This window comes from uncultured Fibrobacter sp. (assembly GCF_947166265.1).
GTDB lineage: Bacteria > Fibrobacterota > Fibrobacteria > Fibrobacterales > Fibrobacteraceae > Fibrobacter.
This window is the reverse complement of the sequence record NZ_CAMVDO010000038.1, coordinates 1-26,491: the sequence shown is the minus strand read 5'-3', so window position 1 is coordinate 26,491 and position 26,491 is coordinate 1. Positions and strand designations below refer to the sequence as shown.

Annotated in this window: 23 protein-coding genes; 22 read left to right on the top strand and 1 reads right to left on the bottom strand. The window is 45.3% G+C overall.

All coding sequences use genetic code 11. The features are described 5' to 3' along the window. Positions 1 to 608: 608 nt before the first annotated feature. Positions 609 to 1,421, bottom strand: a complete 813-nt coding sequence (locus Q0W37_RS13355) for an RNA polymerase sigma factor RpoD/SigA (RefSeq protein WP_297702049.1) — start codon at positions 1,419 to 1,421, stop codon at positions 609 to 611. A 312-nt stretch (positions 1,422 to 1,733) separates the two neighbouring features. Between Q0W37_RS13355 and Q0W37_RS13350 the strand changes: the two genes are divergently transcribed. The 22 genes from Q0W37_RS13350 to Q0W37_RS13245 all read left to right on the top strand — a co-directional run bounded on the left by Q0W37_RS13350 (position 1,734) and on the right by Q0W37_RS13245 (position 25,799). Continuing rightward, entirely contained in the window at positions 1,734 to 2,513 is a 780-nt protein-coding gene (locus tag Q0W37_RS13350) for a class I SAM-dependent methyltransferase (protein ID WP_297702048.1), read from the top strand. A 3-nt stretch (positions 2,514 to 2,516) separates the two neighbouring features. Then, entirely contained in the window at positions 2,517 to 3,749 is a 1,233-nt protein-coding gene (locus Q0W37_RS13345) for a glycosyltransferase family 4 protein (RefSeq protein WP_297702047.1), read from the top strand. Further along, positions 3,742 to 4,797 carry a lysylphosphatidylglycerol synthase transmembrane domain-containing protein gene (locus Q0W37_RS13340; protein WP_297702046.1) on the top strand — a complete coding sequence of 352 codons (1,056 nt, stop codon included), beginning with the start codon at positions 3,742 to 3,744 and terminating at the stop codon, positions 4,795 to 4,797. The genes Q0W37_RS13345 and Q0W37_RS13340 overlap by 8 nt, the downstream gene beginning before the upstream one ends. An 86-nt stretch (positions 4,798 to 4,883) precedes the next feature. Continuing rightward, on the top strand, positions 4,884 to 7,262 hold the full coding sequence (locus Q0W37_RS13335) for a UvrD-helicase domain-containing protein (RefSeq protein WP_297702045.1): 2,379 nt from the start codon (positions 4,884 to 4,886) through the stop codon (positions 7,260 to 7,262). Further along, positions 7,259 to 8,068, top strand: a complete 810-nt coding sequence (gene murI / locus Q0W37_RS13330) for a glutamate racemase (RefSeq protein ID WP_297702044.1) — start codon at positions 7,259 to 7,261, stop codon at positions 8,066 to 8,068. The genes Q0W37_RS13335 and murI overlap by 4 nt, the downstream gene beginning before the upstream one ends. A gap of 141 nt (positions 8,069 to 8,209) precedes the next feature. After that, positions 8,210 to 8,848: a hypothetical protein gene (locus Q0W37_RS13325; RefSeq protein ID WP_297702043.1), complete on the top strand. Its 639-nt coding sequence runs from the start codon at positions 8,210 to 8,212 to the stop codon at positions 8,846 to 8,848. Positions 8,849 to 9,150: 302 nt separating this feature from the next. Continuing rightward, complete coding sequence (locus tag Q0W37_RS13320) at positions 9,151 to 9,885, top strand: WecB/TagA/CpsF family glycosyltransferase (RefSeq protein WP_297702042.1); 735 nt, start codon at positions 9,151 to 9,153, stop codon at positions 9,883 to 9,885. Between the two features lie 16 nt (positions 9,886 to 9,901). After that, the gene (locus Q0W37_RS13315) at positions 9,902 to 11,221 is read left to right on the top strand and encodes a UDP-glucose/GDP-mannose dehydrogenase family protein (protein WP_297702041.1); all 1,320 of its coding nucleotides are present in this window, start codon (positions 9,902 to 9,904) and stop codon (positions 11,219 to 11,221) included. Between the two features lie 2 nt (positions 11,222 to 11,223). Next, the gene (locus Q0W37_RS13310) at positions 11,224 to 12,294 is read left to right on the top strand and encodes an NAD-dependent epimerase/dehydratase family protein (RefSeq protein WP_297702040.1); all 1,071 of its coding nucleotides are present in this window, start codon (positions 11,224 to 11,226) and stop codon (positions 12,292 to 12,294) included. 11 nt (positions 12,295 to 12,305) lie between these two features. Further along, complete coding sequence (locus Q0W37_RS13305) at positions 12,306 to 13,841, top strand: hypothetical protein (protein WP_297702039.1); 1,536 nt, start codon at positions 12,306 to 12,308, stop codon at positions 13,839 to 13,841. Continuing rightward, positions 13,838 to 14,674, top strand: coding sequence for an acyltransferase (locus tag Q0W37_RS13300; protein ID WP_297702038.1), 837 nt, complete (start codon positions 13,838 to 13,840; stop codon positions 14,672 to 14,674). The genes Q0W37_RS13305 and Q0W37_RS13300 overlap by 4 nt, the downstream gene beginning before the upstream one ends. Positions 14,675 to 14,919: 245 nt before the next feature. Beyond that, positions 14,920 to 15,852: a hypothetical protein gene (locus Q0W37_RS13295; protein WP_297702037.1), complete on the top strand. Its 933-nt coding sequence runs from the start codon at positions 14,920 to 14,922 to the stop codon at positions 15,850 to 15,852. After that, positions 15,849 to 16,961, top strand: a complete 1,113-nt coding sequence (locus Q0W37_RS13290) for a cellulase family glycosylhydrolase (protein WP_297702036.1) — start codon at positions 15,849 to 15,851, stop codon at positions 16,959 to 16,961. Before Q0W37_RS13295 ends, Q0W37_RS13290 begins: the two co-directional genes overlap by 4 nt. A gap of 2 nt (positions 16,962 to 16,963) precedes the next feature. Next, positions 16,964 to 18,067: a glycosyltransferase family 4 protein gene (locus tag Q0W37_RS13285; protein WP_297702035.1), complete on the top strand. Its 1,104-nt coding sequence runs from the start codon at positions 16,964 to 16,966 to the stop codon at positions 18,065 to 18,067. 9 nt (positions 18,068 to 18,076) lie between these two features. Continuing rightward, positions 18,077 to 18,961: an ATP-grasp fold amidoligase family protein gene (locus tag Q0W37_RS13280; RefSeq protein WP_297702034.1), complete on the top strand. Its 885-nt coding sequence runs from the start codon at positions 18,077 to 18,079 to the stop codon at positions 18,959 to 18,961. A 75-nt stretch (positions 18,962 to 19,036) separates the two neighbouring features. Next, positions 19,037 to 20,524: an acetyl-CoA hydrolase/transferase C-terminal domain-containing protein gene (locus tag Q0W37_RS13275; protein WP_297702033.1), complete on the top strand. Its 1,488-nt coding sequence runs from the start codon at positions 19,037 to 19,039 to the stop codon at positions 20,522 to 20,524. Positions 20,525 to 20,539: 15 nt separating this feature from the next. Further along, positions 20,540 to 21,604 (top strand): glycosyltransferase, encoded by a 1,065-nt coding sequence (locus Q0W37_RS13270; RefSeq protein ID WP_297702032.1) that lies wholly within the window; start codon positions 20,540 to 20,542, stop codon positions 21,602 to 21,604. Next, on the top strand, positions 21,597 to 22,148 hold the full coding sequence (locus Q0W37_RS13265) for a serine O-acetyltransferase (protein WP_297702031.1): 552 nt from the start codon (positions 21,597 to 21,599) through the stop codon (positions 22,146 to 22,148). The genes Q0W37_RS13270 and Q0W37_RS13265 overlap by 8 nt, the downstream gene beginning before the upstream one ends. 1 nt (position 22,149) lies before the next feature. Continuing rightward, the gene (locus tag Q0W37_RS13260; RefSeq protein WP_297702030.1) at positions 22,150 to 23,214 is read left to right on the top strand and encodes a glycosyltransferase; all 1,065 of its coding nucleotides are present in this window, start codon (positions 22,150 to 22,152) and stop codon (positions 23,212 to 23,214) included. A gap of 53 nt (positions 23,215 to 23,267) precedes the next feature. Beyond that, complete coding sequence (locus tag Q0W37_RS13255; protein ID WP_297702029.1) at positions 23,268 to 24,473, top strand: Coenzyme F420 hydrogenase/dehydrogenase, beta subunit C-terminal domain; 1,206 nt, start codon at positions 23,268 to 23,270, stop codon at positions 24,471 to 24,473. Beyond that, positions 24,470 to 25,543 carry a polysaccharide pyruvyl transferase family protein gene (locus Q0W37_RS13250; RefSeq protein ID WP_297702028.1) on the top strand — a complete coding sequence of 358 codons (1,074 nt, stop codon included), beginning with the start codon at positions 24,470 to 24,472 and terminating at the stop codon, positions 25,541 to 25,543. The genes Q0W37_RS13255 and Q0W37_RS13250 overlap by 4 nt, the downstream gene beginning before the upstream one ends. Before the next feature lie 7 nt (positions 25,544 to 25,550). Beyond that, on the top strand, positions 25,551 to 25,799 hold the full coding sequence (locus tag Q0W37_RS13245) for a sugar phosphate nucleotidyltransferase (RefSeq protein ID WP_297702027.1): 249 nt from the start codon (positions 25,551 to 25,553) through the stop codon (positions 25,797 to 25,799). Positions 25,800 to 26,491 lie beyond the last annotated feature (692 nt).

Genomic DNA, 26,491 nt, shown 5'->3' with positions numbered 1-26,491 from the left:
TATGACCGAACCGGCTATGTTCAGCAAGGTTCTTGCTCTAGAGCCGGTTCTCTCGCCACCGCCCCAGCTTAACGCTTGGGGCTTTGTGGCTCACGACATGCGACCGAACCGGCTTTGGCTTTTTATGCTCTTTTAGGTGACATTTTTGACGGTGGGGCGTATAAAACGGGCTCAATAGGAATTTTTATATGCCCCTTTTTGTATAAAATAACGTATTCTGGTTGGCGGGGGCGTATAAAGAACACTCAAATTGCGGATTTGTATGCCTTTCGGATGCTCCTGGTCTACGAAACGACGGATAGTTTGTCTGAAAAATGGCAGAAGGGGCGTATAAAACTACTGAAAATCAATGTTTTATATGCCCGTTCCTGCAAAATGACGTTGAAAATTCCCCGAGCGTGGAGTATCGACTGCTGCGGGGAGCGCGCAGCGCTGCACGTAAAAAAACACCCCAGTTTTTAAACTGGGGTGGATTGCTTTGCCTCGGTTATGCGCAGTTCTTCGGCTTGCGCGCAACACTCGACTCGCTATTATTGATGCTCCGCGTCCATAAGTGCTTCGTCTCGGTCATAGAAAAACGCAAGCGTTTTTCTGCGACGCTCGACTCGCTACTTATTAATGGCGGCCAAGAACGCTTCCTTCTTGTCCTGCAGGAATTCCTTGCTGTTGTACTTGCGGATGCGGCGGAGAGCCTGGTCGCGCAACTGACGGACACGTTCGTGGGATATGTTCATGGATTCACCCACTTCACGCAGCGTCTGCGGAGCTTCCTGGTTAATGCCGAAGATACCGGTGATCACCTTGGCTTCGCGTTCCGGGAGCTGTTCCATAAGGTCGCGGGCCAAAGCCTCGACGCTCTGGATTTCGGATTCGTTTTCCGGGTTCGTCGCGGTGCCATCGGGGAGCACTTCGGCGTACGTCGCCTTGGAATCCGCCTTCAGCGGGCTGTCGAAAGAAACGCCGCGCTGACCGATCTGGATGAGTTCGCGGATTTCTTCGTTGATTTCCTTACCGCGGCTCTGTTCGTGCAAAGCCTTGCGTACGCGGAGGTGCTGGTTCGCCGGAAGGCGGATCAGGTTGCCCTGCTCGTTGATGGCGCGGGTAATATAAGCCTTGATCCACCAAACGCCGTAGCTAATGAACTTAAGACCACGGGTGTGTTCGAAAGATTCAATGGCGCGCACGAGTCCCATGGCGCCTTCGCTCACTAGGTCAGGCAGCGGAATCGGGCAGCCGCGGTACTGGATGGCGACTTTCAGAACGAAACGCATGTTTGCGGAAATCAGCTTTTTACGGGCGATCTTGTCGCCTTCTTTTGCTTTCTGGAAAAGAATCTGTTCTTCTTCGCGGGAAAGGGGTGCTGTGCGTCGAATATCTTCTAGGTATCTTTTTAGTGTAGTATCTGTTGAATCAATATGCATGTTTACGACCTTACTCTTATAATATCGCTTTTTTTTAAGCAAGATGTGTGCCAATAGTGTAAAAAAATCGCAAAGTGTATCAAATTTAACAAAAATTGGCCCTATTTCGTGCCACCTGTGTGTTAAATATAGAAAAATTGTCTAAAAATGTAAAATATAGTCATAGAATTATGACTATTGATGTGCGCCCCTTCTTGATTGTATTGCTCCCTGCAGTTGCTTTTGGATGATCTTTAATTAGAATAGGGGTTTTAGGGGGATGCATACCCCTTTTCAAAAATTTCATATAAAATTTCGTATATTTTACGCGCTATGTCTATTAAAGAACCTGATCAGTCGGTATGGAATAAGTTCTGGCAACAGAAGAACGATATGGACAAGGTTTACCCTTCGTCTCCGTCGGTCCTGAATACGATTAAGAAGAATTTTAAGCTCGAGGGCCTCAAGGTTTTGGAGGTCGGAGCCGGTACCGGTCGCGACAGTGCTGAACTGGCCCGCCTGGGTGCCGACGTCTATGTGCTGGATTACGCCGAAAACAGTTTGAAAATTGTGGACGCCATTCGCGCGAAGGATAACCTTTACGATAACCTGAAGCTTGTGCGCGGCGATGCGTTCAAGGCGCCGTTCCCGGATTGCACCTTTGACCTGGTGTTCCATCAGGGGCTGGCCGAGCATTTTAAGGATTCGCTCCCGCTGATCAAGGAAAATTACCGCATCTTGAAACACGGCGGTCACTGTCTGTGCGACGTGCCGCAGACCGTCCATCCGTATACCGTTATCAAGCATATTCTGATTGCCATGGACAAGTGGTTTGCCGGCTGGGAAAAACAGTTCACCATGCCGCAGCTGAAAAAGCTCATGACCGATGCAGGTTTTGAATGTATCTACCAGTATGGCGACTGGATGCGCCCGAACCTGTTCTACCGAATCCTCCGCGAAGTGGGATTCAAGGTGGGCGTGGAACTGCCGAAGTATCCGTTGCAGGGTACGGCCTACCAGAAGGCAAAAGATGCGATTCTGGATGCGCTCGAAAACAATTCGCTTATGCACTATACGCAGCTGTGCATTGGAGTCCTGGGCAGAAAGCCCTAGCCGATGAACATCCTCGTAGTCAATTACCGCGATCGCCTTCACCCTGCCGCAGGGGGAGCCGAAAAGCACCTTCACCGTATTTTTTCGCTGGTTGCCGAAGCGGGGCACAAGGTTGTGCTCCTCACGACGGCGTTCGCCGGTTGTAAGCCCCGCGAGACTGTCGATGGAATCGAGGTCATCCGCAAGGGTGGCGATCTGCTGTTCCAGCTTACGGCGGCAATGAATATCCGGAGTCTCGACCGCGAATTCAACTTCGATGTGGTGGTCGAGGACTTGAACAAGCTTCCGCTGTTTACGCCGTTTTTGATCAAGAAACCGGTGGTGGTGCAGATGCATCACCTGTGGCGTGGCTCCATTTTCCACGAGGCGGCGTTCCCGGTGGCGTTTGTGGTTTGGGCTTTCGAGCGGATGATTCCGTTCTTCTATACGAAACAGCCCTTCATTGTGGTGAGCCCGAGTACGCGTCGCGAACTTTCTGAAATCGGCGTCGAAGAAGACCGCATCTCGGTCATCTATAACGGTTCCGATGACGTTGACCCGATACAAAAGGAACCTGGCTCGGATGACGTGGAACCGACACAAATGGAGCCTGGCTCGGATGACGTGGAGCCGACCACCCTTCCTGAAGAAAGTGCTCCTGGGGAGGAAACGGACGAAACCCCGTCGACACCTTATTTCCTGTGGCTTTCGCGTGTGCACCGCTACAAGGGAATCTGGACGGCTCTAGAAGCCTTTGAAAAATTTGCGGAGAATCACCCGGACGTAAAACTCGTGGTGGCAGGCGACGGACCGCTCCTGAAAAAGATTCCGGCGTGGTTGAACCAGCGGGGCCTTTCGGACCGTGTGGATCTGTTGGGGTTTGTCTCCACGGCCAAAAAACGAAAACTGTTGCAGAATGCGGTAGCCCTTTTGCAGACAAGCTACAAGGAAGGCTGGGGCCTTACCGTAGTCGAGGCGGCGAAACTTGGTACAACGACAATCGCCTGCGATGTGCCGGGACTGCGCGACAGTGTGCGGAACGGCGAGACGGGACTCCTTTTCCCGGTAGGGGATGCGGAATCCTGCGCCTTCGAGATGGACCGCATTTACAGCAACGACGACCTGCGGATGCGCCTTGCTCAAGCGGCAAGGGAATATGCCGATGAATTCCGCTGGGACATTGCTGCCGAAATGACTCTTGACCTTTTGCAGGATACGGTCATTCAGCATCAGGTGTCGGAGGCTTCCGATGAGTAAGTTGAACGGTCGCCTGAAATCGATCCTGGTATTTTGCCTCAAGTTGGTGGTAACGCTCGTTCCGGCTTACTTTGTCTACAAGAACATTGTGATGGCGCCCGACTGGAGTATCGACGACCTGTACACCCTCTTTAGCACCCATAGCGTATGGCCCCTGATTGTGGCGCTTTTGTGCCTGGGACTTTCGAACTTTACGGCGTGCCTGCAGTGGAAACTCCTGCTAGAGCGGCAGAATGTGCAAATGGGCTACGGGCACCTGCTCAAGCTTTACTACGTGGGGCTTTTTTTCAACAACTTTATGCCGGGGAATGTAGGTGGCGACGCCAAGAAAATTTACGACATCCGTATGCAGGGCGGACAGGATACAGTAGGCGCAGGGCTTACGGCCACCTTTTTTGACCGACTGTTCGGACTTTTCTTTATTACGTTGTTTGCGCTTGCGATGGGCCTGATGTTCTTTATGCACGATGCTGCCCAACGTTCCTTCATGTGGCCCTCGGTCTGGATTTTCCTTGGTTTCTGTGCTCTGTTTGCCGCTCTTTGCAGCCGTAGGCTCGGAAACCTCCTGTGCAAGATTCTGACGAAGATTTTCCCGAAAAAAATTAACGAGCGCCTGATTCACATGTTCGAACGGTTCCAAAATTTCCGCTCGGTAAAGCTGTGGGTACTTATCAGCGCCCTTTCTGCGGTCACGCAGTCGCTCCGCATTTTTGTCCACTATTTTTGCGGAATCGCAGTCGGGGTCGATCTTTCGATTTCGTGGTACTTCTACTATATCCCGCTGGTCGCAATCGTGAGTGCGCTCCCGATATCGATTGGTGGCTTTGGTCCGCGTGAACTTCTGGCGCAGTCGCTGTTTGCCCGTGCCGGGGTTCCGGGACTTGAATCGGTAGTCATTCAGCTGCTGGCCTACCTTGTAAGCTTGGTGCTGAGCCTGTTCGGTGCTTTCGTATTCTTGCTCGGAGGTGCTCCGGCAGGTGTGAACGGAAACGCGGTACGCGATGATTCCGCTTTGGAAAACGGCACGGCGACAGCCGATTCGAAATGATGTGACGACGCTCTCCGCAAGGTGAGCGACGGTTGATATATAGCGGCGCCTCGGTACACGTACCAGGAGCCATACAATGAGGCGTTATGGACGCCGAAAAAATCCTCAAGGGACTGAATTCAGACCAGCGTGCGGCGGTGCTGCACGACCATGAGAAAAATGCTCAACTTTTAATTTTGGCGGGCGCCGGTTCGGGCAAGACCTCGGTGTTGACCAAGCGAATCCAGTACCGCATTTTATGCGGTGTCGAACCCGAAAAAATTCTGGCACTCACGTTTACTGCAAAGGCCGCCGCCGAGATGCGCGAACGCGTGCAGAAACTGTTCCCCGATGCGGGGGTGCGGCTGTGTACGTTCCATTCGCTTGCACTGTACATGCTAAAGTGCCGAGTGCCGCCCCTTCGACAAGCTCAGGGACCTGTAGGCAAGTTCACTGAGCAGTGCCGAAGTGAACTTGCCCTTTGGCAAGTGCAGAGTCCTAGTGACAAGTTCACTGAGCAAGGCCGAAGTGAACTAGTTGATGAGCCTGTCGAATCACAAGGTTCTTATGCATACGAACTCCTTGGATTTAAGAAAATGCCGTCGCCTACGGAATCTTCGGAGCGCGACTTTGCCCGAGAAGTCTCGAAACTGAAACTCAGGGCGAAAGTTTCTCGCGAAAGGCTTTTCTCGGATGAATACGGCGAGGCCGTGACGGCGAAACTTGCACCCCTTCGCGAATCGGTGTTCCAGTCGGGGCAGGTCGTGTTCGAGGACCTAATCTATCTTGCCATTCGCCTGCTTGAAACCAATGCGGCTGCCCGTGAATATTTTCGGGAAATGTGGAAAGAAATTCTGGTCGATGAATACCAGGACATCAACCCGTCGCAGTACCGGTTGGTAAAGAATCTGCTTGGCGATCGTAAGCAGCTGTTCGTGGTGGGGGATGACGACCAGGCCATCTACGGGTTCCGCGGGGCAGACATCGGGAATATCGAACGCTTTTGCGAAGACTTCAAGGAAAGTACGCTCATTCGCCTGGAATGGAATTACCGCTCCGTTCCGAATATCCTCTACCTTGCAAATGAAATCTTCAAGAACAAGCCTCTCCACTTGCGCAAGGTGCTGCGCGCGGGGAACCTGAACGGATCAGGCGGAAATCCTCTGTACAAGGAAAACCGCAAGCCCGAAGTTTGGAAATCCGAAAACCCTGTCGAAGAAATCCTGAAAATCGTCGAGTCAATCAAGGAACTTCGGCTAGGTTACGATCTCAAGTGGATGCAGTTTGCCATTCTGGTGCGCTACAATCGGCAACGCCTTTATTACGAACAGGCACTTCGTGACTACGGGATCCCCGTGGCGGGCGACATTGTATCGAGTGCGGCAGAAACGGAGTCGGGCGAGGTCTTGCCCGAGGTGAGTGTCGAAGACGGAGTCCATGTCGAAACCGTACATGCTTCAAAGGGACTACAGTATGCGGTCGTGTACTATGCCGGACTTTGCGAAAAACTCACGCCCGGAGAGTGTACCGGGAACCGGGCTGCCCGAAAAAAGCAGCTAGAAGAGGAACGTAGGCTTTATTATGTCGGTGTGACCCGCGCCGAGGCCTATCTGATTTTGTTATATTGCAGGCGTAGATTCTGGAAAGGCAAGCTGCGCAAGTTCAGGCGTTCTCGCTTTTTGCCAAGAGGTATGCCCACGGGTATGCGCGCTGACATGTCTCTTGATACAAACCGGAATCGCAGTTGGAATTTTTGTATGCCGGTAATCTTGTTTAAAATCTATGTGGCGACAGTGGTGCTATTGTATATGTTCGTGCATATACTCTTGCTTCCTTTTTTCAAGTTGCGCTACGGCAAGAAACTGGACGTTTGGCTGGACTACAAGATTCAGGAATTTTCTCGCCTGTGCATGTATCTGTTGCGGGTGGACCTCTCCATTGAAAACCAGGCGGAGCTTGGCAAGGTGGATTGGTGCCGCCCCGTATTTGTTGTCGGCAACCACAATTCGTTCGTCGATATTCCGATCGTATTTCTCGCCATTCAGAAAACCGTGGGTTTCGTGGCAAAGCAGTCGCTAGGCCGTATTCCGTTTTTGCATTTCTGGATGCTCAAGATTGGCTGCGTGTTGGTGAATCGCGAAAAGGGCGGCGCGGCGCGTGCCGTGCGCAAGGCCATCGCCGAAAGGAACCAATCGTCAAGAATCTTTATATTCCCCGAAGGCACCCGCAGCAAGACCGGTGCGCTCGGCACTTTCAAAAGTGGCGTGTTCCGCTTTGCCTGCGAAAACGACGCCATCCTTCTCCCGCTTGTCATCAAGGGCTCCGGCCCCGTATGGGAACGCCGTAAAGGTTGGGGACGCTGCAAGGTGAACGTGAAGGTGCTCTCCCCAGTGGATGTTCTGGAATGTCGCAAGGAAAATGCGAAGTTCGACCCGAAAGTCGATATGCTCCCTATGGTTCACAAGATGATGGAGGACGCCCTGTGATCGGCGTGTTCGATTCGGGCTTTGGCGGCCTCACGATTCTTAGGAATCTGCAACAGGCGCTTCCGCAGTACGACTACCTTTATCTGGGCGACAATGCGCGCGCCCCTTATGGCTCGAGGACTTTCGAGACTATATTTCGTTACACGCTGCAGGCGGTGCGCGAACTGTTCCGCCGCGGATGCCCGCTGGTGATATTGGCGTGCAATACGGCATCGGCCAAGGCGCTTCGGAGCATCCAGCAGGATGTGCTCCCTTACGAGTTTCCCGACAGGCGAGTGCTCGGCATTGTGCGGCCTACCGCCGAAGAAATCGGCAAGTTCAGCAAGTCGGGACATATTGGCATTTTCGGGACCGTGGGTACAGTATCTTCGGGCAGCTACCTGATTGAAATCAACCATTTCTACCCCGAGCTGCACGTGACGCAGCATGCATGCCCCATGTGGGTTCCGCTGGTGGAATACGGTGAACGTGAATCCGAAGGGGCGAAGTTCTTTGTAAAAAAGGACGTGGACGTCCTCCTGGTCGAGGATCCGGAAATCGATACCGTGCTGCTTGCCTGTACCCATTACCCGCTCCTGGAAGGGGCGATCCGCTCGGCGCTACCCGCGAACGTGAACCTCGTTTTCCAAGGTGACATCGTGTCCGAAAAGACCGTGGACTACCTGAAACGCCATCCGGAAATGGATGCGCGCCTTACAAAAGATGGAAAAACTCATTTTTTGACGACCGATACCGCGAAATTCTTCGAAAAAGGGGCATCTCTCTTTGGAATGACGGGTTTTTCGGCGGAGTCGGTCACCTTCTAGCTTATAAATTTGTATCTTGCATGTTGAAAATAGGCAACGGACTACCATAAGTAGTCCGCTTGTAGGATTTTTATAAAAAGGGGACTCCGGGCCAAAAGTTCGGGGTTCCCAAAGTTTAACCTAACTAGAGTGGATGTCAAAATGCCTAAAACACAGATCAATCTCGAAGGTTGGCAGGACTACCGCGGCAATGCCGCCGGAAGCCTGCTCTACGTCGAAACCAGCCACCAGTCCGAAATGCCGGTCCGCGACCAGTTGAACGAGAACGGCAAGGGTTTCCTTTACGAACCCAACTACGAAACCAGCACCTACGGCCTCATGAGCTGCTACAACGTGAAGGCTATCAACGCCATCCTCAAGGCTAAGAGCCGCTACATTCTTTTCGGAACCCGCTACGAAGGCCTCAGCGATTCCGAACTCCGCAACAAGTACCTGATTATGGGCTATATGCGCATCGACAAGATCAAGGACGTGCGCACCCGCCACATCCAGCGCTACCTGGCTCACCCCGAAATGGAAGAACCGGAATGCATGCAGATGGAACACAACTGGGCAGTCTACGGCCCGATGCGCTTCGTGTCGATGAACGACTCCTTCGTCGTGACCGACGAAATCCTCAAGGAATGGGGCTACCGCGGCCACGCAAGCCGTCAGCTCAAGGCCGTGTTCAAGAAAGAGCATCTGGAAAAGATCCTTGCCTACCTCGATTCCAAGGACGACATGATCGACGAATACATCGCCACAGTCGACGAGTACAAGGAAGCCCTCGAAGAGGGCTAAAATCCCTACGGATTTACCTGACTACCGCCCCGAAGCGTCCCGCTTCGGGGCTAGTTTATTTTCGAAACTTTACGCTAAAGATTCTTCGTATGCTCCTTAGGAGAGCGTGTTCTATATCACTATGTTGTAAGCAACACCATGTTTCTCCGCTATAAAAGATGTAACCCCCTTGTAGCATATCTGTAATTTTCTAAATTTTTACCTAATAGAATACTCGAGACCCTTGCGATGATGTTGTATAGTGACATTTTGTTGACCGAACCACTACCCGAAGTTCCTTGTAATGGGGAAATAGCTTGATTATGCCCAAATCAGTCTTGGTCCAGAAGATAGTCGCGACGAACCCGTGCTATACGGAAATGTTCGAGGACAGGGGGAAAATCTACACCTTCCTCAACCCGGTCTCGTACCTGGACGCCCTCAAGAACAGGGACCTTTTTTCAAAATTCGACGGAATTTTTGTCGACGGCAAGTTCCTGGCCATTGCCATCAAGTGGCTCTACCGCAAACACGTCAAGCGCCGCAGCTTCGACATGACGTCGCTTGCCCCGGAACTCTTCCGCTACTCCGAAGTCCACGGCAAGAGCATCTATATCGTGGCCGGCAAGCAGGACGAAGTGGAACGGTCGGTCTCCATATTCAGCGAACACTACCCCGAGCTGAACTTTGTCGGGTTCCGCAACGGTTACTTTGCCGACGAGCGTGAAATTGACACCGAAATCGAGAAAATCATGCGCGTCAACCCGGACTTTGTGATTTGCGGGATGGGGATAGTGCGGCAGGAAAGGTTCCTAGAGCGCCTGAAAAATGCCGGATACGGCGGTATCGCCTTTACGTGCGGCGGGTTTATTTCGCAGACGGCAAGGAAAAAGATCACCTACTACCCTAGATTTTTTGATGCGCTGAACCTCCGCTTTGTGTACCGCATGATTAAGGAAAAGCATACACGGAAACGGTATTTGCTGGCTACATTTTGCTTTCCGGTGAAGTTTTTGAAGGAAAAATTGGTACCAGGAAAAATAGAGATTAAATCCTGAAATTTAAGGAAAAAATATGAATATTGCGATTGTTGGAACCGGTTATGTTGGACTCGTTAGCGGCACATGTTTTGCTGAAATGGGCGTCAATGTGACATGCGTGGATGTGAACCAGGCAAAGATTGAATCTCTCCAGAAGGGCGAAATCCCCATTTACGAACCGGGTCTCGACGAGATGGTCCTGCGCAATCAGCGCGAAGGCCGCCTGAAGTTTACGACCGACTTGGCGAGCATCCTTGACGATGTCGAGATGGTTTTCAGCGCCGTGGGTACGCCCCCGGATGAAGATGGTTCTGCAGACTTGCAGTATGTTCTCGCCGTGGCACGCACTTTCGGTCAGAACATCAAAAAATACACCGTTCTCGTGACTAAGTCTACTGTTCCGGTCGGTACCGCTAAGAAGGTCAAGGCCGCCATCCAGGAAGAGCTCGACAAGCGCGGCGTGAAGGTCCCGTTCGACGTGGCGAGCAATCCGGAATTCCTCAAAGAAGGTTCTGCCATCACGGACTTCATGAAACCTGACCGTGTGGTAGTAGGTGTCGAAAGCGAACAGGCGAAGGAACTCATGACCCGCCTGTACCGCCCGATGATGCTCAACAACTTCCGCGTGATTTTCACCGACATCCCGAGTGCAGAAATGATCAAGTACGCAGCGAACTCCATGCTCGCGACCCGCATCAGTTTTATGAATGACATTGCGAACCTCTGCGAACTTGTGGGCGCCGACGTGAACATGGTCCGCAAGGGCATCGGTAGCGACACCCGCATCGGTTCCAAGTTCCTTTACCCTGGCTGCGGCTACGGTGGAAGCTGTTTCCCGAAGGACGTGAAGGCCCTCATCAAGACCGCCGAAAAGAACGGCTACAAGATGGGCGTGCTGAAGGCTGTCGAAGACGTGAACGAATACCAGAAGACGGTGCTTTTTCATAAGCTTGCGAAGCGCTTTGGCGGCGAAGCAAACCTCAAAGGCAAGACGATTGCCATGTGGGGCCTCGCTTTCAAGCCGGAAACTGACGATATGCGCGAAGCGACCGCCCTCGTGCTGATTGACTTGCTCACTAAGGCCGGTGCTACCGTCCGCGTGTATGACCCGGTTGCAATGAACGAATGCAAACGTCGCGTGGGCGACATCGTCACGTACTGCAACGACATGTACGAAGCATTGCTCGATGCCGACGCCTTGTTGCTCGTGACCGAATGGAAGCAGTTCCGCATGCCGAGCTTCGGCGTGATGAAGAAGTCCATGAAGAACGCGCTCATCATTGACGGTCGCAACATTTACGACGCGAAAGAACTCGCCGAAGCTGGCTTCGAGTATAGTGCGATTGGATGCTAGTTATGCTTGACAAGAATGTTATTCTAGACGGAAGAACTGTTTTAGTGACCGGAGCCGCCGGATTCATCGGTTGCAACCTCTGCAAAAAGCTACTCAATGACTATAATTGTTCGGAACTCGTGGGCCTTGATTCCATCACCGATTATTACGACGTGAACATCAAGCTCGAACGTCTTAAGGAAATCGAATCCCTCGCGACCTCAACTGGAAAAAAATGGACCTTCGTCAAAGCGAACCTCGCTGACAAGGTTGCCATTGACAGTCTCTTCGAAAAATACCGCTTTGCCGTTGTCGTGAACCTCGCCGCCCAGGCAGGCGTTCGCTATTCCATCACGAACCCGGATGCCTATATCCAGAGCAATCTCATCGGATTCTACAATATCCTAGAAGCGTGCCGGCATTTTGAAGTCGAACACCTCGTGTATGCCAGCTCCTCCAGCGTGTATGGCAGCAACAAGAAGATTCCGTATTCCACCGACGACAAGGTCGATAATCCGGTTTCGCTGTATGCCGCTACCAAAAAGAGCAACGAACTCATGGCGCATGCCTACAGCAAACTCTACAACATCCCCAGCACAGGCCTTCGCTTCTTTACCGTCTATGGCCCTGCCGGTCGCCCCGATATGGCGTATTTCGGCTTCACCAACAAGCTCAAGGCTGGCAAGACTATCCAGATTTTCAATTACGGCAAGTGCAAGCGCGACTTCACATTTGTCGATGATATCGTCGAAGGTGTTGTCCGCGTTATGCAACATGCCCCCGAAAAGCAGAACGGCGAAGACGGTCTCCCGCTTCCGCCGTACAAGGTTTACAATATCGGTAATAACCATCCAGAAAATCTGCTCGATTTTGTGACAATCCTCCAAGAAGAACTTGTCCGTGCGAAGGTGCTTCCTGCCGATTACGACTTCGAAGCGCACAAGGAGCTCGTTCCCATGCAGCCCGGCGATGTGCCTGTAACTTACGCCGACACGACTGCCCTGGAGCAAGATTTCGGCTTCAAACCCTCCACTCCACTCCGCGAAGGATTGAGAAAGTTTGCGGAATGGTATGCTGAGTATTACTTGAAATAGTTTTTCTGATAATGATGGCTGAATCGGAATCGACAAAAAGTAAACGGATTTTAAAGAACACTTTGTTTCTTTATTTCCGAATGCTTTTTGTTATGTTCATTGCTTTTTATACATCACGAGTGGTTCTTGATAAACTCGGTGTTGTTGATTATGGTATTCATAGCGTTGTTGGCGGATTGACATCAATGTTTGTCTTTTTTCGCTCTTCGTTGTCAAATGTAACACAGCGCTATTTGAACGTTGCTTTAGGAAAAGAAAATGCGGATCTTGCATTAAAAACGTTCTGCCAACACCAGACATTGTATATTCTTATTGCTCTAGTTATTGTCTTATTGGCAGAAACGGTGGGGATGTGGTTCCTGTATAATAAACTAGTAATTCCTGCAGGGAGGATGACCGCTGCATTTTGGACTTTTCAGTTAATGGTTGTTTCATTAGTTGTGACCCTTCTTGGTGTTGTTTATAATTCTGCTATAATTGCTCATGAAAACATGAAGATATACTCTTATGTTGGAATTTATGAGGGCTTGGCTAAGTTAGGTATAGCTTTTTTGATTTCTCTGTCTCCAGTTGATAGACTAATAATGTATTCTGTACTTCTCGTTTTGGTTGCTTTTTCTATACAGTTTTTTTATTACCTGTATTGCAAAAGAAAATATGCAGAATGTAAATTTCATTTTTTGCTTAATCGAAATGATGTGAAAGAAACTTTTTCAATGATTGGGTGGAATTCTGTTGGCACAGCGGTATGGGCGATAAATAATCAAGGCATTGATATTTTGTTAAATATTTTCTTTGGGCCTGTTGTTAATGCCGCCAAGGCGATTGCATCGCATTTAAATCATGCAATTAATAATTATGCGACAAATTTCTTTGTTTCTGTTAGGCCACAATTGACAAAATCGTACGCGGCCCAAGATTATGACTATTTAATGAAATTGTTTTATGGAACGTCTAAGTATTCGTTTTTTTTGCTTTGGTTCTTTTGCTTGCCGATGATGCTTTGCGTTGATGTGGTTCTCTCTGTTTGGTTGAAAGAGGTTCCTGAAAATACGGGATTATTTGTTAATTTGATACTAGCTTATTCCTTAGTGAATATTCTCAATAATCCTATATGGTCAATAGCGCTTGCTGTGGGAAAACTGAAAAGGTATATTTGTATTGGAAGTTCTGTTTTTTTGATGAGTTTCCCGATTTCCTATGTTTTTCTAAAACTCGGTTTTCCAGCGGCAAGTGTTTTCATTACAAATATTTGTGTTCGATTTGTGTATATTTGGGTGGTTCTTTTTATAATAAAAAAATACATTCCCTTGTCTTTAGTAGAATATATTAAGAAGGTGCTTTTTCCAATAGTTGGCTTAGTGGCTTTATCTGGAGGAATAGGCTTAATTATGCACGGTTTAATGAGTGAATCTGTGACGCATAGAGTGGCTTTAGGTTCTTTAGTAATGATTATTAATCTTTTGACTATCTGTTTTATTGGGTTGAATGCGGTTGAACGTAAAGCATTGTTGGTTGTTTTCAAGAAAAAGGTCTTAAAAAAATGAAAAAAGGCAGAAAAGAAAAGGTTTTTTGGAAATTGGGACAGTTTTATTGTCGTTGGATTGAATCTTTGCCTTATCGAAATTGGTTTAATCCGTTAATTACACTATATTTAAATTTTCGAAGCTTTCCCTTTAAGCAGGCTATAAGATTTCCTGTTTTTGTGTATGGCTGGCCGAAACTCTTCGCTCTTTATGGGGATATGGAATGCGTTGAGAAATGTAAATGCGGTATGATTCGTTTAAATCAGACGAATTCAGGGGCTCCATCAAATCCCGGTGAAAGTACCGCTATTAATAATTGGGGGAAAATCCTTTTTAGGGGGCCTTGTCTTATATATACAGCGAATAAAATCAATGTAGGACGAAATGGGGTTTTGGATGTAGGCGCAAACGCTAAGATTATGCACTGTTGTAATATAACAGCGCATAAATATGTTAAAGTAGGAAATTTTACAAGAATTACCCATCGTTGCCAAATTTTAGATTCAAACTTTCATTTTGTTGCGAATTTTGAAAAGGGAACGGTTGGAAGATATTGTAAACCGATTCGTATTGGCGACTCTTGTTGGATTTGTAATTCATCGACAATTGCTGCTGGTGCGGTAATTCCAAATAAAACGATTGTTGCAAGCCATAGTTTAGTAAATAAGGATATGTCTAATATTCCCGAGGAATCTTCTATTGGCGGAATTCCCGCAAAATTACTTTCTTCGGGCCTCAGGCGTATTAATAATAAAAAGTTTGAAATGCAAATATGGAAGTTTTTTGCGGAACATCCGAATGAAAGTGTTTATCCCTTGGATAAATCAATGAATCATGATTTTTGTGATGAGTAAATTCTAAAATGTCTTTGAAATACATTGTACTTTTGGCTTTTTTCTTCTTGTTACCTAACATTGCTTCGACTTTGCATGTGAAGCAATATGTACTGTATTTTATGTTTGTTTTGACTTTTTTTTCCTTGTGTCAAAAGAAACAAAAAGATTCGTTGCTTAGGGCTTTTGGAGTATTCTTTATAATCTTATTTGTTGTTAGATCCTTCACAGGAATGCTTTCGGGCTCTGTACAAAGTATCCTAATTATGGCGTTACCGATGATGGTAGCCTTTACAATTCCAGACGAAAGTTTATTTTATAATAATAAGAAATATTTTCAAATAATGTATTTTTGCGTGACGGGGTTCTTCTTTTTGACCGTCTCTTTTGCCATTATTGAATATTTAGGACATTTTCATATATTAAATTATCAAAATACTACATATGAAGACGGCCTTGCTGGATTCCGAGTCGTGAATAGATCTGTCGCATTAGCTGGAGCAAGCTTGACAAGCGCATTGATTGTGAGTGGTATGCTTGCATTTATTTTGAATAGTGATTTAAAATTAAAGGTGAAAATTTTCTTGTGGACCTTGGGCTTTCTTTCTCTTTTGTGTTTTCAGGGACGAATGTCAATCGTTGTTAGTCTTGCGTATTTATTTTATTATGTTTTTACTCATATGAAAAAAAGTATGAGTAAAAACATAATTGCTGTTCTACTGCTTGTAATAGTATGTATATTTGCTCTATTTGCGTTCTATTTGGGTTTTGGTTCAAGATTAATTCATATATCTGCTGATGATAGTTCAATTGATGTGCGCTCAAGAATGTATGAGTATTTGCTCGATTCAAATTGGCGAAATTTTGTTTGGGGTATGTCAATGCAAAATTTGCAAAATGTAATGTTGGAAATGAGAGTCCTTATAATTGAAAGTTTCTTTATAATACATATTTTACTGTTTGGCTTGCTTTTTACATTTGTCGCATATTTTTTGTATGGAAAATTGCTGTGTAAATTTTTTAAAGAGTATCCAACGAGAGTGAAAATAGAAATAATATCTTTGTATGTGCTCCTTGCGTCAATAAGTAATTCTTTTGCATCTGGTTTTACTTCATTGACTTTTCTTTTCATTTGTTCTAGATTCTTTTCGCCATCAGTTTTTTGCAATATTGTCCCTAAGAAATATTTAGAAAAATGAATGTCTTAGTGAGTTTTTTTTGTTTTTTTATTTGTGTGGCTTTTTTTGTGACAAAGCCATTTCCTAAAGAAATAGATAATCAACTTTTTTTTATCGAGAGAGGAATTAATCTCAATAATTGGTTGGAGGTTAAAACCTTAGATTCATTGACGTTAGATACGATGTGCACAAGGACCAAAATTGTTTTTTTGAAAGAACTTGGCTTTGATCATGTTCGGATTCCGGTTAGTGAGGAAAGTCTTTTTGACGATGACTTGAATTTTAGGGAAAACGTGATAGCGGTTTTAGATGACCGAATTGAGTATTGTATAAAATTGGGTGTGAAAGTTGTTTTGGATTTGCATGTTACTAGAGATCATCATTTTGGCAAAGACGGAAGCCCCCTTTTTTTTAATGAAAAAAGTAAAGCGCATTTCTTTGAGATTTGGGAAAAATTGCAAAATATGTTAATGCGTTATCCTGTAGATTTTTTGGCGTATGAATGTTTGAATGAGCCTGCTGCACCAAAAGATAGTCACGATGCATGGAATGAATTAGTCTTTAAATGGATTAATTTTATTAGAGAAAAAGAGCCCGAACGAATGCTTTTTATCGGCTCGAATAGAGGGAATCAGTTGTGGACGTTTAAGTATCTAAACCTTCCGAAAACAGATAAGAACTTGATACTGACATTTCATTTCTACAAGCCTAATGTGTTAACTCATTACAAGGCTCATTGGAGCTCTGCTCGTTATTATGAAGGGCCTGTCGTATATCCGGGATCGACAATTCCTCAAGATCAATTTGAAAAAATGCCAGATTCCCTAAAAAAGAAATATGCTTATGCAAAAAAAAATTTTGATATAAATACAATGCGTTTAGAAATAGAAAAGGCTGTCGTTGTTGCAAAAAAATATGGGCTTCGTTTAAATGTTGGAGAATTTGGATGTCGACGAACAGTGCCGGATTCTGTTCGATATTCTTGGTTTAACGATTTAGTTCATGTTCTTAGAGAAAATAATATTTCCTATACATTATGGGGCATGAATGGGGCCGGTTTTGGAATAAGAAAATCATCTAAAGATCTTGATTCTTTAATGCTGCAATTGATTCTACCGAAAAAGGAATGAATATGAAAATTTTACTTTGTGTTTGGCGCTTAACTCATGGTGGTGCAGAAAGAGTTGCTTCTATGTGGGCAAAAGGTTTTGTCCAAGAAGGGCTTTCGGTTGATTTTTTGCTTGGAAGCTACAGCTCGCCGGTAACTTATGAGGTTCCCTCTGAAAGCAACATATATTATGAATGTGCCTTAAACGACAAGATTGCAACGAAAATTATTCCCCAGTTTATTAAGACCCGAAAAATTCGTCACATTTTGAAAAAATCGAACCCCGATGTGGTGATATGTGTTTTGCCACAATGGGGGATGAAAATAAAGAAAGCCATGAAGGGATTGCGTCAGGTTCCAATAATTATAACGGAACATAATTCTTATGAGCGTCCTGCCTCAGCTCCAATGAAGAAAATTCAATATGAACAAAAATTTGCGACAAACAAGTTGTTTGATGCTGTAACCGTTTTAACTCAGGCAGATAAGGATTTCTTAACCAAAAAAATGGGAGCAGACTTTACTTCTAATACATATGTTTTGCCGAACCCCGTTTCATTCGTGCCTGTGCAGAATATACCTGATAAAGAAGAAAGTATTTTGGCAGCTGGGCGTTTGAATGCTTGGCACTATAAGGGCTTTGATTTGTTGATAGATGCATGGAGCCAAATCGCATTCAAATATCCAAATTGGAAGTTAAAGATTGCTGGAGATGGAAATCCAGAATATTTGCAAAAGATTATTAATGAAAAAAAAATTGCGTCGCAGGTGGATTTATTAGGTTTTGTTGACATGCTTGAACAATATCAAAAAGCGTCAATTTTTGTTTTAAGCAGTCGATATGAGGGCTTTGGCATGGTGCTAACTGAAGCAATGTCTCAAGGTTGCGCTTGCGTTGCTTGTGACTACAAAGGAAGACAGCGTGAAATTATTACAAATGAAAAAGAAGGGTTGCTTTGCTCTGTAGAGGATGTTGATGCTTTGGCTTCTTGTATAGAAAAGATGATTTTAGATGAGCGCTATCGTCATGAATGTCAAATGAATGCCGTAAAACGGTCTAAGTGTTATTTGGTAAGTGAAATTGTCAATAAATGGATGAATATTTTTGATAAATTGAATATAAGGTGAGGGTAAAATATGAGTAAAAGACAATTTTGGAAAATTCGCTATCATGTGTCTAGGACGATAGCTCGTTGCTTGCCGGATAAATTGTATCTCAGCATTAAGTTTTGGACTCGATTTGGATATTGGATGGATTGGAAACATCCAAAAACATTTAGTGAAAAACTTCAATGGATGAAAGTTTATGATCGACATGAGGAATATACCTGTTTAGTGGATAAAGCAGCAGTGAAAGATTACGTGGCTTCGAAAATAGGACGTGAATACATTATTCCTACAATAGCGAGTTTTAATAATGCAGAAGAAATTGATTTCGACCGACTTCCTCTTCAGTTTGTTTTGAAGTGTACTCATGATAGTGGTGGCTTGGTTGTTTGCAAGGATAAGAAGAAACTTGATTTTGAAGAAGTAAGGAAAAAAATTCGTAAAGGATTAAAACGAACCTATGTAATTCAAAATAGAGAGTACCCGTATGCAAAAGTGCCTCGTCGAGTTATAGCGGAAAAATTTTTGGAGTCAGATTCGGATTTGAAAGATTACAAATTCTATTGTTTTGAAGGCCGCCCTTATTGTGTTTTGGTATGTGGAAATAGAAGCTCCAATTTGACTTTTGATTATTTTGATTTGAATTGGAATCATATGCCAATCAAAAAAGGTCATAGCTTTTCGAAAGAAAACTTGCCTAAACCACAAAATTTTGAAAAGATGGTCGAACTTGCGACCAAACTTTCCGAAAATTTTCATTTTATTCGAGTTGATTTATATAATGTCAATGGAACTATTTATTTTGGAGAATTAACTTTTTTCCCAGGTTCCGGAATGGCGCCGTTTTCACCCAAAGAATGGGATAGAACTTTTGGAGATTTGATACATTTGCCGACAGATGAGAATGATGTGTAAGAATGTCGATTATAAAAGTGGTCTGTTTTTTTAATGCGGTATAAAAAACAACTAGTTGCTATTGAATTGAATATTATGAACTGGATTACAAGCAAGAAGTGCTCCGCGGAAGATGCCGCGGCGATGATTCAGGATGGCGATATTCTCGGAGTTTCGGGCTTTACGCTCGCGGGCTACCCGAAGGCGGTTCCCCTCGCGCTCGCTGCCCGTGCCGAGATGTTGCATGCTGCCGGCACGCCTTTCCAGGTAACGCTCTATGCGGGCGCATCGACCGGCGACAGCTGCGACGGGGCCCTGGCCCGCGCAGGTGCGCTCAAGCTGCGCATGCCCTACCAGAGCAACCCGAGCCTCCGCAAGGGAATAAACGACGGGAGCATCCGCTATATCGACGCCCACCTCGGGAAGATGGGCTACCTCGTGCGCACGGGTGCCGTGCCCGCGCCTACGGTTGCGATTATCGAGGTGAGCGCCATACTGCCCGATGGCCGCGTGTGCCTTTCTACTTCCGGCGGAAATTCGGTCTGCTACCTCGACATGGCGCCGAAGATTATTTTGGAACTCAACACCCGCCTGGGCGACAGCTGCATGGGAATCCACGACAACGCCCTCCCGGAACTGGCCCCGCATGCAAGGCCGCTCGCGATATACGGTGCGGGTGACCGCGCGGGCGACGAGTTCGTGAAGATTGATGTGAATAAGGTCGTCGCGGTCGTCGAGAATGACGGCTACGACGAGGTGACCCCGTTTGTTGAATCCGACGACGTTTCGCGCAACATCGGCGAACGCATCCTCGACTTTATCCGGTTCGAGGAATCGCACGGCAGGCTCCCGAAGGGAATGGCCTACCAGAGCGGAGTCGGGAAGGTCGCGAACGCGGTCCTCTGCGCGATGGCGAACGACGAACGTCTCGGACGCATCGACCTGTTTACCGAGGTCATCCAGGAGGCGGTGCTTCCGCTACTCAAGAACGGCAAGCTCGGTGTCGCTTCCGGTACGGCGCTTACGTTGTCCGAAGGTGCCCAGCGCGAGTTTGTACAGAATGCGGCCGACTGGAAGAAGCATTTCGTGCTCCGCCAGCAAGAGGTGAGCAACAGCCCCGACATCATTCGCCGCGTGGGCGTCATCTCGATGAACACCGCCCTCGAGGCGGATATCTTCGGGAACGTGAATAGCAGCCTCGTGTGCGGCTCGGCGATGATGAACGGCATCGGCGGTTCTGCGGATTTCGCACGCAACTGTGCCCTCGGGTTCTTCCTCACGCCTTCGGTCGCGAAGGGTGGCGCCATCTCTAGCATAGTGCCCTACGTGAGCCACGTGGACCATACGGAACACGACACGCAGATCTTCGTGACGGAGCAGGGCCTTGCCGATCTCCGCGGGCTTGCTTCCGAAGACCGTGCACGGCTCATTATCAAGAACTGCGCGCACCCGGACTTCCGCGAGCCCCTGATGGACTTTCTGGAATACGGCCTCAGGCATGCGAAGGGCAAACACTTGCCGCTCGCGCTCGACCGCGCCTTCGAGATGCACAACCGGTTCCTTGAAACCGGGAAAATGCTTTAAATATATGGGGCCTGTATGAAAAAGAAAGTTTTGATGTTTCTCCAGTCTGGTGTTGGCGGTGCAGAACGCGTTACTGTTACCATTGGAAAGAATTTGGATCGAGAAAAATTTGAGGTTTCTTTTTGCTTAGTTGGTGATGCAAAGGGTGTTTTAAATATTGAAAATTTTATTCCTAAGGAATATACTCTTTTGCGTATTCCTAAGTGCAGGGGTCTTAGGCTTATTCTTGCTTTGAAGAAGATTGTGTCAAGAGAAAAACCAGATGTTGTTTTTTCCTCAATTACATTTGTAAATACAAAGTTGCTCGCTTTAGCTCCATTTTTCCCAAAAATTAAATTTGTAGTTCGGAACAACAACTACATATACACTTTGTCTGCAATACAAAAGTTGGTGTTGCGAGTTTTCTATCGTTTTGCAGATGCTGTTATTGCTCAGACGGACGAGATGTCTTTGGAACTGACCGATAAAATTAAACTCCCGAAAAAGAAGGTTTACGCTCTTCAGAATCCCATTGATGAGATGACGATTGACGAAAAAAAGAATGCTCCTTCTCCTTTTGTTGAAAATGGGGATGTTGTATATGTTGCATCAGGACGCTGCCAGCCTGTGAAGGGGTTTGATATTTTAGTAAAGGCCTTTAGGTTTGTGCTTAATCAGCAGCCAAATGCAAGATTGCATATTTTAGGAAAGATTACCGAGAATTGCGAAGCTTGTTATATTGAAGTTCTGAAACTTGCTAAAGAATTGGGAGTCTCTGATAAAGTTTTTTTTGAGGGCTTTCAACTAAATCCTTATGTGTTTGTCAAAAATGCTGATTGTTTCGTTTTGTCTTCTCGTAACGAGGGCCTACCGAATGTTTTAATTGAGTCTCTTTATTTGGAAACTCCTGTTGCCGCCACGAAGTGTATCCCTGTTATTTCTAGAATAGTAGAAAATGGCGTTAATGGTTTTTTAGCTGAGCCAGAAGATGCTGAGTCTTTGGCATCGGCTATGTTGAAGGCGTCGAAATTGGGACGAGTGAGTAGTAGTTATCATTCGGCTAGCATGAATGAATTTCAAAGGATAATTGAAAATGATTAGAACAAAATCCGATTTGAAAGCTTATATTAAAGCTGATTTAGTACGCCAAAATATGAAGCACCCGCTTCTAGCGACGTTGACATATGGCGAACACGCGTTAACTCGAAAATATCTTGAGACTCTGCGCAAATTGGAATTTTATCAGAATAATAAGAAGAATTTGATTTGCAAGTTGCTTTATGCGTTTTACTTTTTAAAATACAGAAAAAATTGCTTGAAATATGGCATATACATATTTCCGAATACGACAGGACCCGGGCTTCTTTTGCCGCACCCTGGTTTTGTAAGAATTGGACCTCAAACAAAAATGGGCGCTAATTGCACCATTTTGCCAATGGTTCTTTTTGGGAAAAAAAATCCACAAATTGATTGTTCGATTACCGTTGGTGACAATTGCTATGTTAGTACGGGTGTTACAATCCTCGGACCAGTAAAGATTGGGAATAATGTGACTATTGGCGCTGGTGCCGTTGTAACTAAGGATATTCCTGATAATGCCGTTGTAGGTGGGGTGCCGGCAAAGGTGATAAAGATTAAGGAATAAAATGAAGATTCTGATGATTATAAAAAAGCTTCGTTATAGCGGAGCCTACAAGATGTTTATGTGGGTGGCTAAGGCGTTGGCTGATAGGGGTTTTGAGGTAACTGTATTCACTTATATGAAAAATGATGTCACGGAACTGTCGCCAAATATTAATTGGATAAGAGTTGATTTGGAAAATAAGGGATTCATATCTCAATTTAGAGCGGTCCGTAAAGTTGTAAAAAGGGTGAAACCTTTGTGCGTTATATCCTTTTTACTTGATGCGAATATTTTGAACATGTTGGCTAGCCTTGGAACTGGAGCAAAATCTGTCGTTTGCGAACGAAATGACCCTTTCAAACCGCATTACACGGTAATGAAAATTGTCAAACCCTTTTTTTGCTTGGCTGATGGGGCTGTTTTCCAATTGCCAAAGGTTGCAGAATTCTATAAAGAAATAAAACATCCTACGGCAATCATTCCTAATCCTGTATTATGCAGGTCTGATGTATCAATCAATACATTTGAAAAGCGCGAAAATAATATAGTAACACTTGCTCGACTTGATATTTTTCAAAAAAGGCTTGATGTTCTAATAGCCGCATTTTCTATTTTTTTTAAAAGTCATCCAGATTACACTTTAACGATTTATGGAGATGGTCCCGATAGAGAAAAACTTGAACAACAAATTGCAAACTTAAATCTGAATGAGTCTGTGATTTTGGGAGGGGTTTCTTGTTCACCTCAAGAAAGTATAAAGAATTCAAAATTTTTCGTACTTTCATCTGATTTCGAAGGTATTCCCAACGCTCTTATTGAAGCGATGTCTATCGGTTTGCCTTGCATATCAACAGATTGCCGTCCTGGTGGTGCGGCTCTTTTAATAAAACATACCGTAAATGGTTTGTTAATTCCTCCTCATGATGTAGAAAATCTTGCAAAACAAATGTGTTATCTAGCGGACCATCCCGTTGAAGCTGATGCGATGGGTGCGGAGGCGAAAAAAATTGTAACTGAATATGCTGAAGATAAAATTGCTCAGATGTGGTGCGAATATATAAAAACGTTTCAGAGAGAATATAGATGAGTTTGGTGTGTCTTTTTTGTATATGGTAAAATAAATATTCTAAAAAGGTTTGTATGCCAATTTTAGCATCAATAGAATCGTGTACAGGTTGTTCCGCTTGTGCCAACATTTGCCCTAAAAATGCAATCAGAATGATTGCGGACAAAGAGGGGTTTTCTCAACCCGTTGTCGATGATGATAAATGCGTAAATTGTGGATTGTGTGAACGAACCTGTCCAGCATTATCTGCAAATCTGCCATGGGGAACTTCTACCCCTAAAGTTAATGCTGGCTGGCATAACCTTGATAGAAGAATTAGTTCCAGTGGGGGCATGTTTTCCGCCTTTGCAAGAGGGATTCTTTCTGAGGGTGGGAGTGTTTTCGGAGCTTCGTTGAATTCTGATTTGCTTTGTAGACATATAGAGATTCAGACAATTGGTGACTTGCAATTGCTTCGTGGTAGTAAATATTTACAGAGTGAAATTGGGCTGATATTTAGAACGATTAAAACTCGCCTTGAAGACCGAAAAAAAGTTCTTTTTTGTGGTACACCGTGTCAGGTATCGGGATTACGAAAATTTTTAAAGAAAGACTACGAAAACTTATTGACGATAGATTTAGCTTGTCATGGCGTTCCGTCAAACGCTGTTTTTAAAAGCTATATAGATAAATTACAAAAGTCGCTGGATCTTTCTCCCGGAAATCAGAAAATTCAAGGTTTTGAATTTAGGCGACGTGATGGATGGGGTATGTTTCCTTCTTATTCTGTTGATGGATCCCGATTTACGCCGGTTTATGGTTCGAATGCCCTATATATGAAAGCTTTTGATAAGAGCGCTTTATTCAGGAAATCATGCTATTCCTGCAGCTATGCTAAGATTCCCCGAATTGGGGACATCACTTTGGCGGATTTTTGGGGAATCGGTCGTCATGGATTTTCCTTTAAATATGACACAATGAATGGCGTGTCACTTGTTTTAGCGAATACAGAGAAAGGGCTGAACGCAATAAAGTCTTTAGACGAAGAATCGTTTGTTGAGGAGAGAACTTTGGATGAAGCTTTAATAGAAAATCATAATTTGACAAATGCTTCTCCTTGTCATCCCCAAAGGGATGAAATTATTCGGGATTTTTTGAATGAACAAATGTCGCTGAAAAAAATTGGGAAAAAATATGGTTTGACGAATCGAAATCTGAAGGAAATAATTAAAGAATATTCTTCTAAATTGGGCTTATTCAGTTTTGTCAAGCGAATTTATAACAAGGTGAAATCGTTATGAAAGTGGCAATTCTATCCATGCAGCAGGTAAAGAACTACGGTTCTTTTTTGCAGGCATACTCGTTAAAACATAATATTGAATCGCTTGGGCATGCTTGTGATTTTATCAACATTGTTCCCGGTGAACAACTGGGGGTGTATAAAATCAGTAAATTTCATAAGATTAAACTACTAATTCAACGTTTGGCAGGAATTGACTTTGTTAAGCGATTTAAAACCATTAAGCGTTTCCAGACTCGGTTTTCAAAAGAATTCTTGCCTGAGTTGGGCGTAAAGCCTGTTGAAAACAAAGAACATTACGATGTGGTGGTTATTGGAAGCGATGAAGTATTTAACTGTGCACAAGTGACATGGTTTGGTTTTTCTCGTCAACTTTTTGGTGAAGGCTTGAATGCAGAAAAAGTTATTTCTTACGCAGGTTCTTTTGGCGCTACAACCGTTGAAAAGTTGCAGGAACTCGGTATAAAGGATGTTGTTGCAAGTCTACTTTCAAAGATGGATAAAGTTTCCGTCCGCGACGCCAATAGTTTTGATGCAGTAAAAGCCCTTACGGGTGTTGAACCCGAAAAACATTTGGATCCTGTTTTGATTTATAATTATGACCATCTTTTACCTGTAACTATTCCCTTGAAAGATTATATGATTGTGTATACATATCCGGGGCGTATCAAGGACAAAGGTGAAATTGCTGCGATTAAATCCTTTGCAAAATCGAAAGGCCTGAAGCTGATTTCTGTTGGACACTATTTCTCTTGGTGTGACGATGTGGTTGTACCGCATCCTTTTGAAGTACTTGCCTATTTCAAGAATGCGTCCTATATTGTGACGGATACGTTCCATGGTTCTGTATTTTCTATCAAATACAACCGACCGTTTGCGACTATTGTTCGTGGGATGAATAGTAATAAATTGACTCATTTGCTAGAGCAGTTTAACTTGGATTCTCGCATTGCTCACAATTTAGATGACTTGCCAAAAATTCTTGAGACTGCGATAGATTATACGCCTGTGAATGAAAAAATTGCGAATGAAACAGTGAGAAGTATTGAATATTTGAAAGGGAATATATAGGATTTTTATGAAGATTATTCTGCCCGTTGCAGGCAAGGGCGAGCGCATGCGCCCCTACACCAATACCCTGCCCAAGTGCCTGCTGCCCGTCGGCGGAAAGACCATCATTGACTGGATTGTGGGTGACGCTCGGCTACTCGTCCCTTCCGAGACAATCTTCATTACCGGCTACAAGGCTGAAGTCATGGACCGCTTCCTAGCGGGGGTAGTGTCAAGGGTTTTTCGCAAAAATAGTTTGTTCCAACATCAGATCTAGGCTACATTTCCTTCCTTTTCCTGTTCCCGTTTCAGCTCGTTCTCCTTTTCCATCTCGTAGAGATGCTTCATGCATATTCATGTATCAGGTTATCTAGCCCCCAAGTTTTGTGAAGATGATTTGATAGGCCTTATTGCCATTTGCGAAGGTAATGGTGGAACGAACGGCTAAACGCTAATTCTTGCGAATCTTGGAGTTTTTGCTGTGTGTAGCTAGATGCTTTGGCTACTTTTTTCGTGCCTATGCCGGGAGGCTTTTGTGTCCTGGCTTGTTAAAGTCTCATGATGCCGTCCAGTGATATTGCTCGTTTAGAACAGTTTGTAAGAACCGCTGAGTGAATCTAGTGCTACTAGCCCTCAGCCACCAGCAATGATGTTGCTTGGTGGCTGAGGGCTTGCGTTAGGGCTGGATGCCCGAAATTCCAGGTGTGTTGCTTATCAAATACGCTCGGCTCTCTAGGCGGGGAAAACGTGGGGGGGGGATCACGGTTTCGTGCCGTGAGAGCCCACCCTCGGTCTTGATCGGGAAATGCCTGCAAAGAAACTTTCGGGTTAAAATGCCGTGGCTATATTTTTTTTACAAATTTTGCAAACAGTTGATTGCACGATTGTTTGTTTGTGTATCTATTTTTATATATTGGTAGTGTCAAGGGTTTTTCGCAAAAATAGTTTGTTCCAACATCAGATCTAGGC

Excerpts from the sequence above, each read along its gene's own strand:
- Q0W37_RS13355 (WP_297702049.1), bottom strand. The coding sequence starts at position 1,421 with ATGCATATTGATTCAACAGATACTACACTAAAAAGATACCTAGAAGAT.
- Q0W37_RS13350 (WP_297702048.1), top strand. The coding sequence starts at position 1,734 with ATGTCTATTAAAGAACCTGATCAGTCGGTATGGAATAAGTTCTGGCAA.
- Q0W37_RS13345 (WP_297702047.1), top strand. The coding sequence starts at position 2,517 with ATGAACATCCTCGTAGTCAATTACCGCGATCGCCTTCACCCTGCCGCA.
- Q0W37_RS13340 (WP_297702046.1), top strand. The coding sequence starts at position 3,742 with ATGAGTAAGTTGAACGGTCGCCTGAAATCGATCCTGGTATTTTGCCTC.
- Q0W37_RS13335 (WP_297702045.1), top strand. The coding sequence starts at position 4,884 with ATGGACGCCGAAAAAATCCTCAAGGGACTGAATTCAGACCAGCGTGCG.
- Q0W37_RS13325 (WP_297702043.1), top strand. The coding sequence starts at position 8,210 with ATGCCTAAAACACAGATCAATCTCGAAGGTTGGCAGGACTACCGCGGC.
- Q0W37_RS13320 (WP_297702042.1), top strand. The coding sequence starts at position 9,151 with ATGCCCAAATCAGTCTTGGTCCAGAAGATAGTCGCGACGAACCCGTGC.
- Q0W37_RS13315 (WP_297702041.1), top strand. The coding sequence starts at position 9,902 with ATGAATATTGCGATTGTTGGAACCGGTTATGTTGGACTCGTTAGCGGC.
- Q0W37_RS13310 (WP_297702040.1), top strand. The coding sequence starts at position 11,224 with ATGCTTGACAAGAATGTTATTCTAGACGGAAGAACTGTTTTAGTGACC.
- Q0W37_RS13305 (WP_297702039.1), top strand. The coding sequence starts at position 12,306 with ATGATGGCTGAATCGGAATCGACAAAAAGTAAACGGATTTTAAAGAAC.
- Q0W37_RS13300 (WP_297702038.1), top strand. The coding sequence starts at position 13,838 with ATGAAAAAAGGCAGAAAAGAAAAGGTTTTTTGGAAATTGGGACAGTTT.
- Q0W37_RS13295 (WP_297702037.1), top strand. The coding sequence starts at position 14,920 with ATGGCGTTACCGATGATGGTAGCCTTTACAATTCCAGACGAAAGTTTA.
- Q0W37_RS13290 (WP_297702036.1), top strand. The coding sequence starts at position 15,849 with ATGAATGTCTTAGTGAGTTTTTTTTGTTTTTTTATTTGTGTGGCTTTT.
- Q0W37_RS13285 (WP_297702035.1), top strand. The coding sequence starts at position 16,964 with ATGAAAATTTTACTTTGTGTTTGGCGCTTAACTCATGGTGGTGCAGAA.
- Q0W37_RS13280 (WP_297702034.1), top strand. The coding sequence starts at position 18,077 with ATGAGTAAAAGACAATTTTGGAAAATTCGCTATCATGTGTCTAGGACG.
- Q0W37_RS13275 (WP_297702033.1), top strand. The coding sequence starts at position 19,037 with ATGAACTGGATTACAAGCAAGAAGTGCTCCGCGGAAGATGCCGCGGCG.
- Q0W37_RS13270 (WP_297702032.1), top strand. The coding sequence starts at position 20,540 with ATGAAAAAGAAAGTTTTGATGTTTCTCCAGTCTGGTGTTGGCGGTGCA.
- Q0W37_RS13265 (WP_297702031.1), top strand. The coding sequence starts at position 21,597 with ATGATTAGAACAAAATCCGATTTGAAAGCTTATATTAAAGCTGATTTA.
- Q0W37_RS13260 (WP_297702030.1), top strand. The coding sequence starts at position 22,150 with ATGAAGATTCTGATGATTATAAAAAAGCTTCGTTATAGCGGAGCCTAC.
- Q0W37_RS13255 (WP_297702029.1), top strand. The coding sequence starts at position 23,268 with ATGCCAATTTTAGCATCAATAGAATCGTGTACAGGTTGTTCCGCTTGT.
- Q0W37_RS13250 (WP_297702028.1), top strand. The coding sequence starts at position 24,470 with ATGAAAGTGGCAATTCTATCCATGCAGCAGGTAAAGAACTACGGTTCT.
- Q0W37_RS13245 (WP_297702027.1), top strand. The coding sequence starts at position 25,551 with ATGAAGATTATTCTGCCCGTTGCAGGCAAGGGCGAGCGCATGCGCCCC.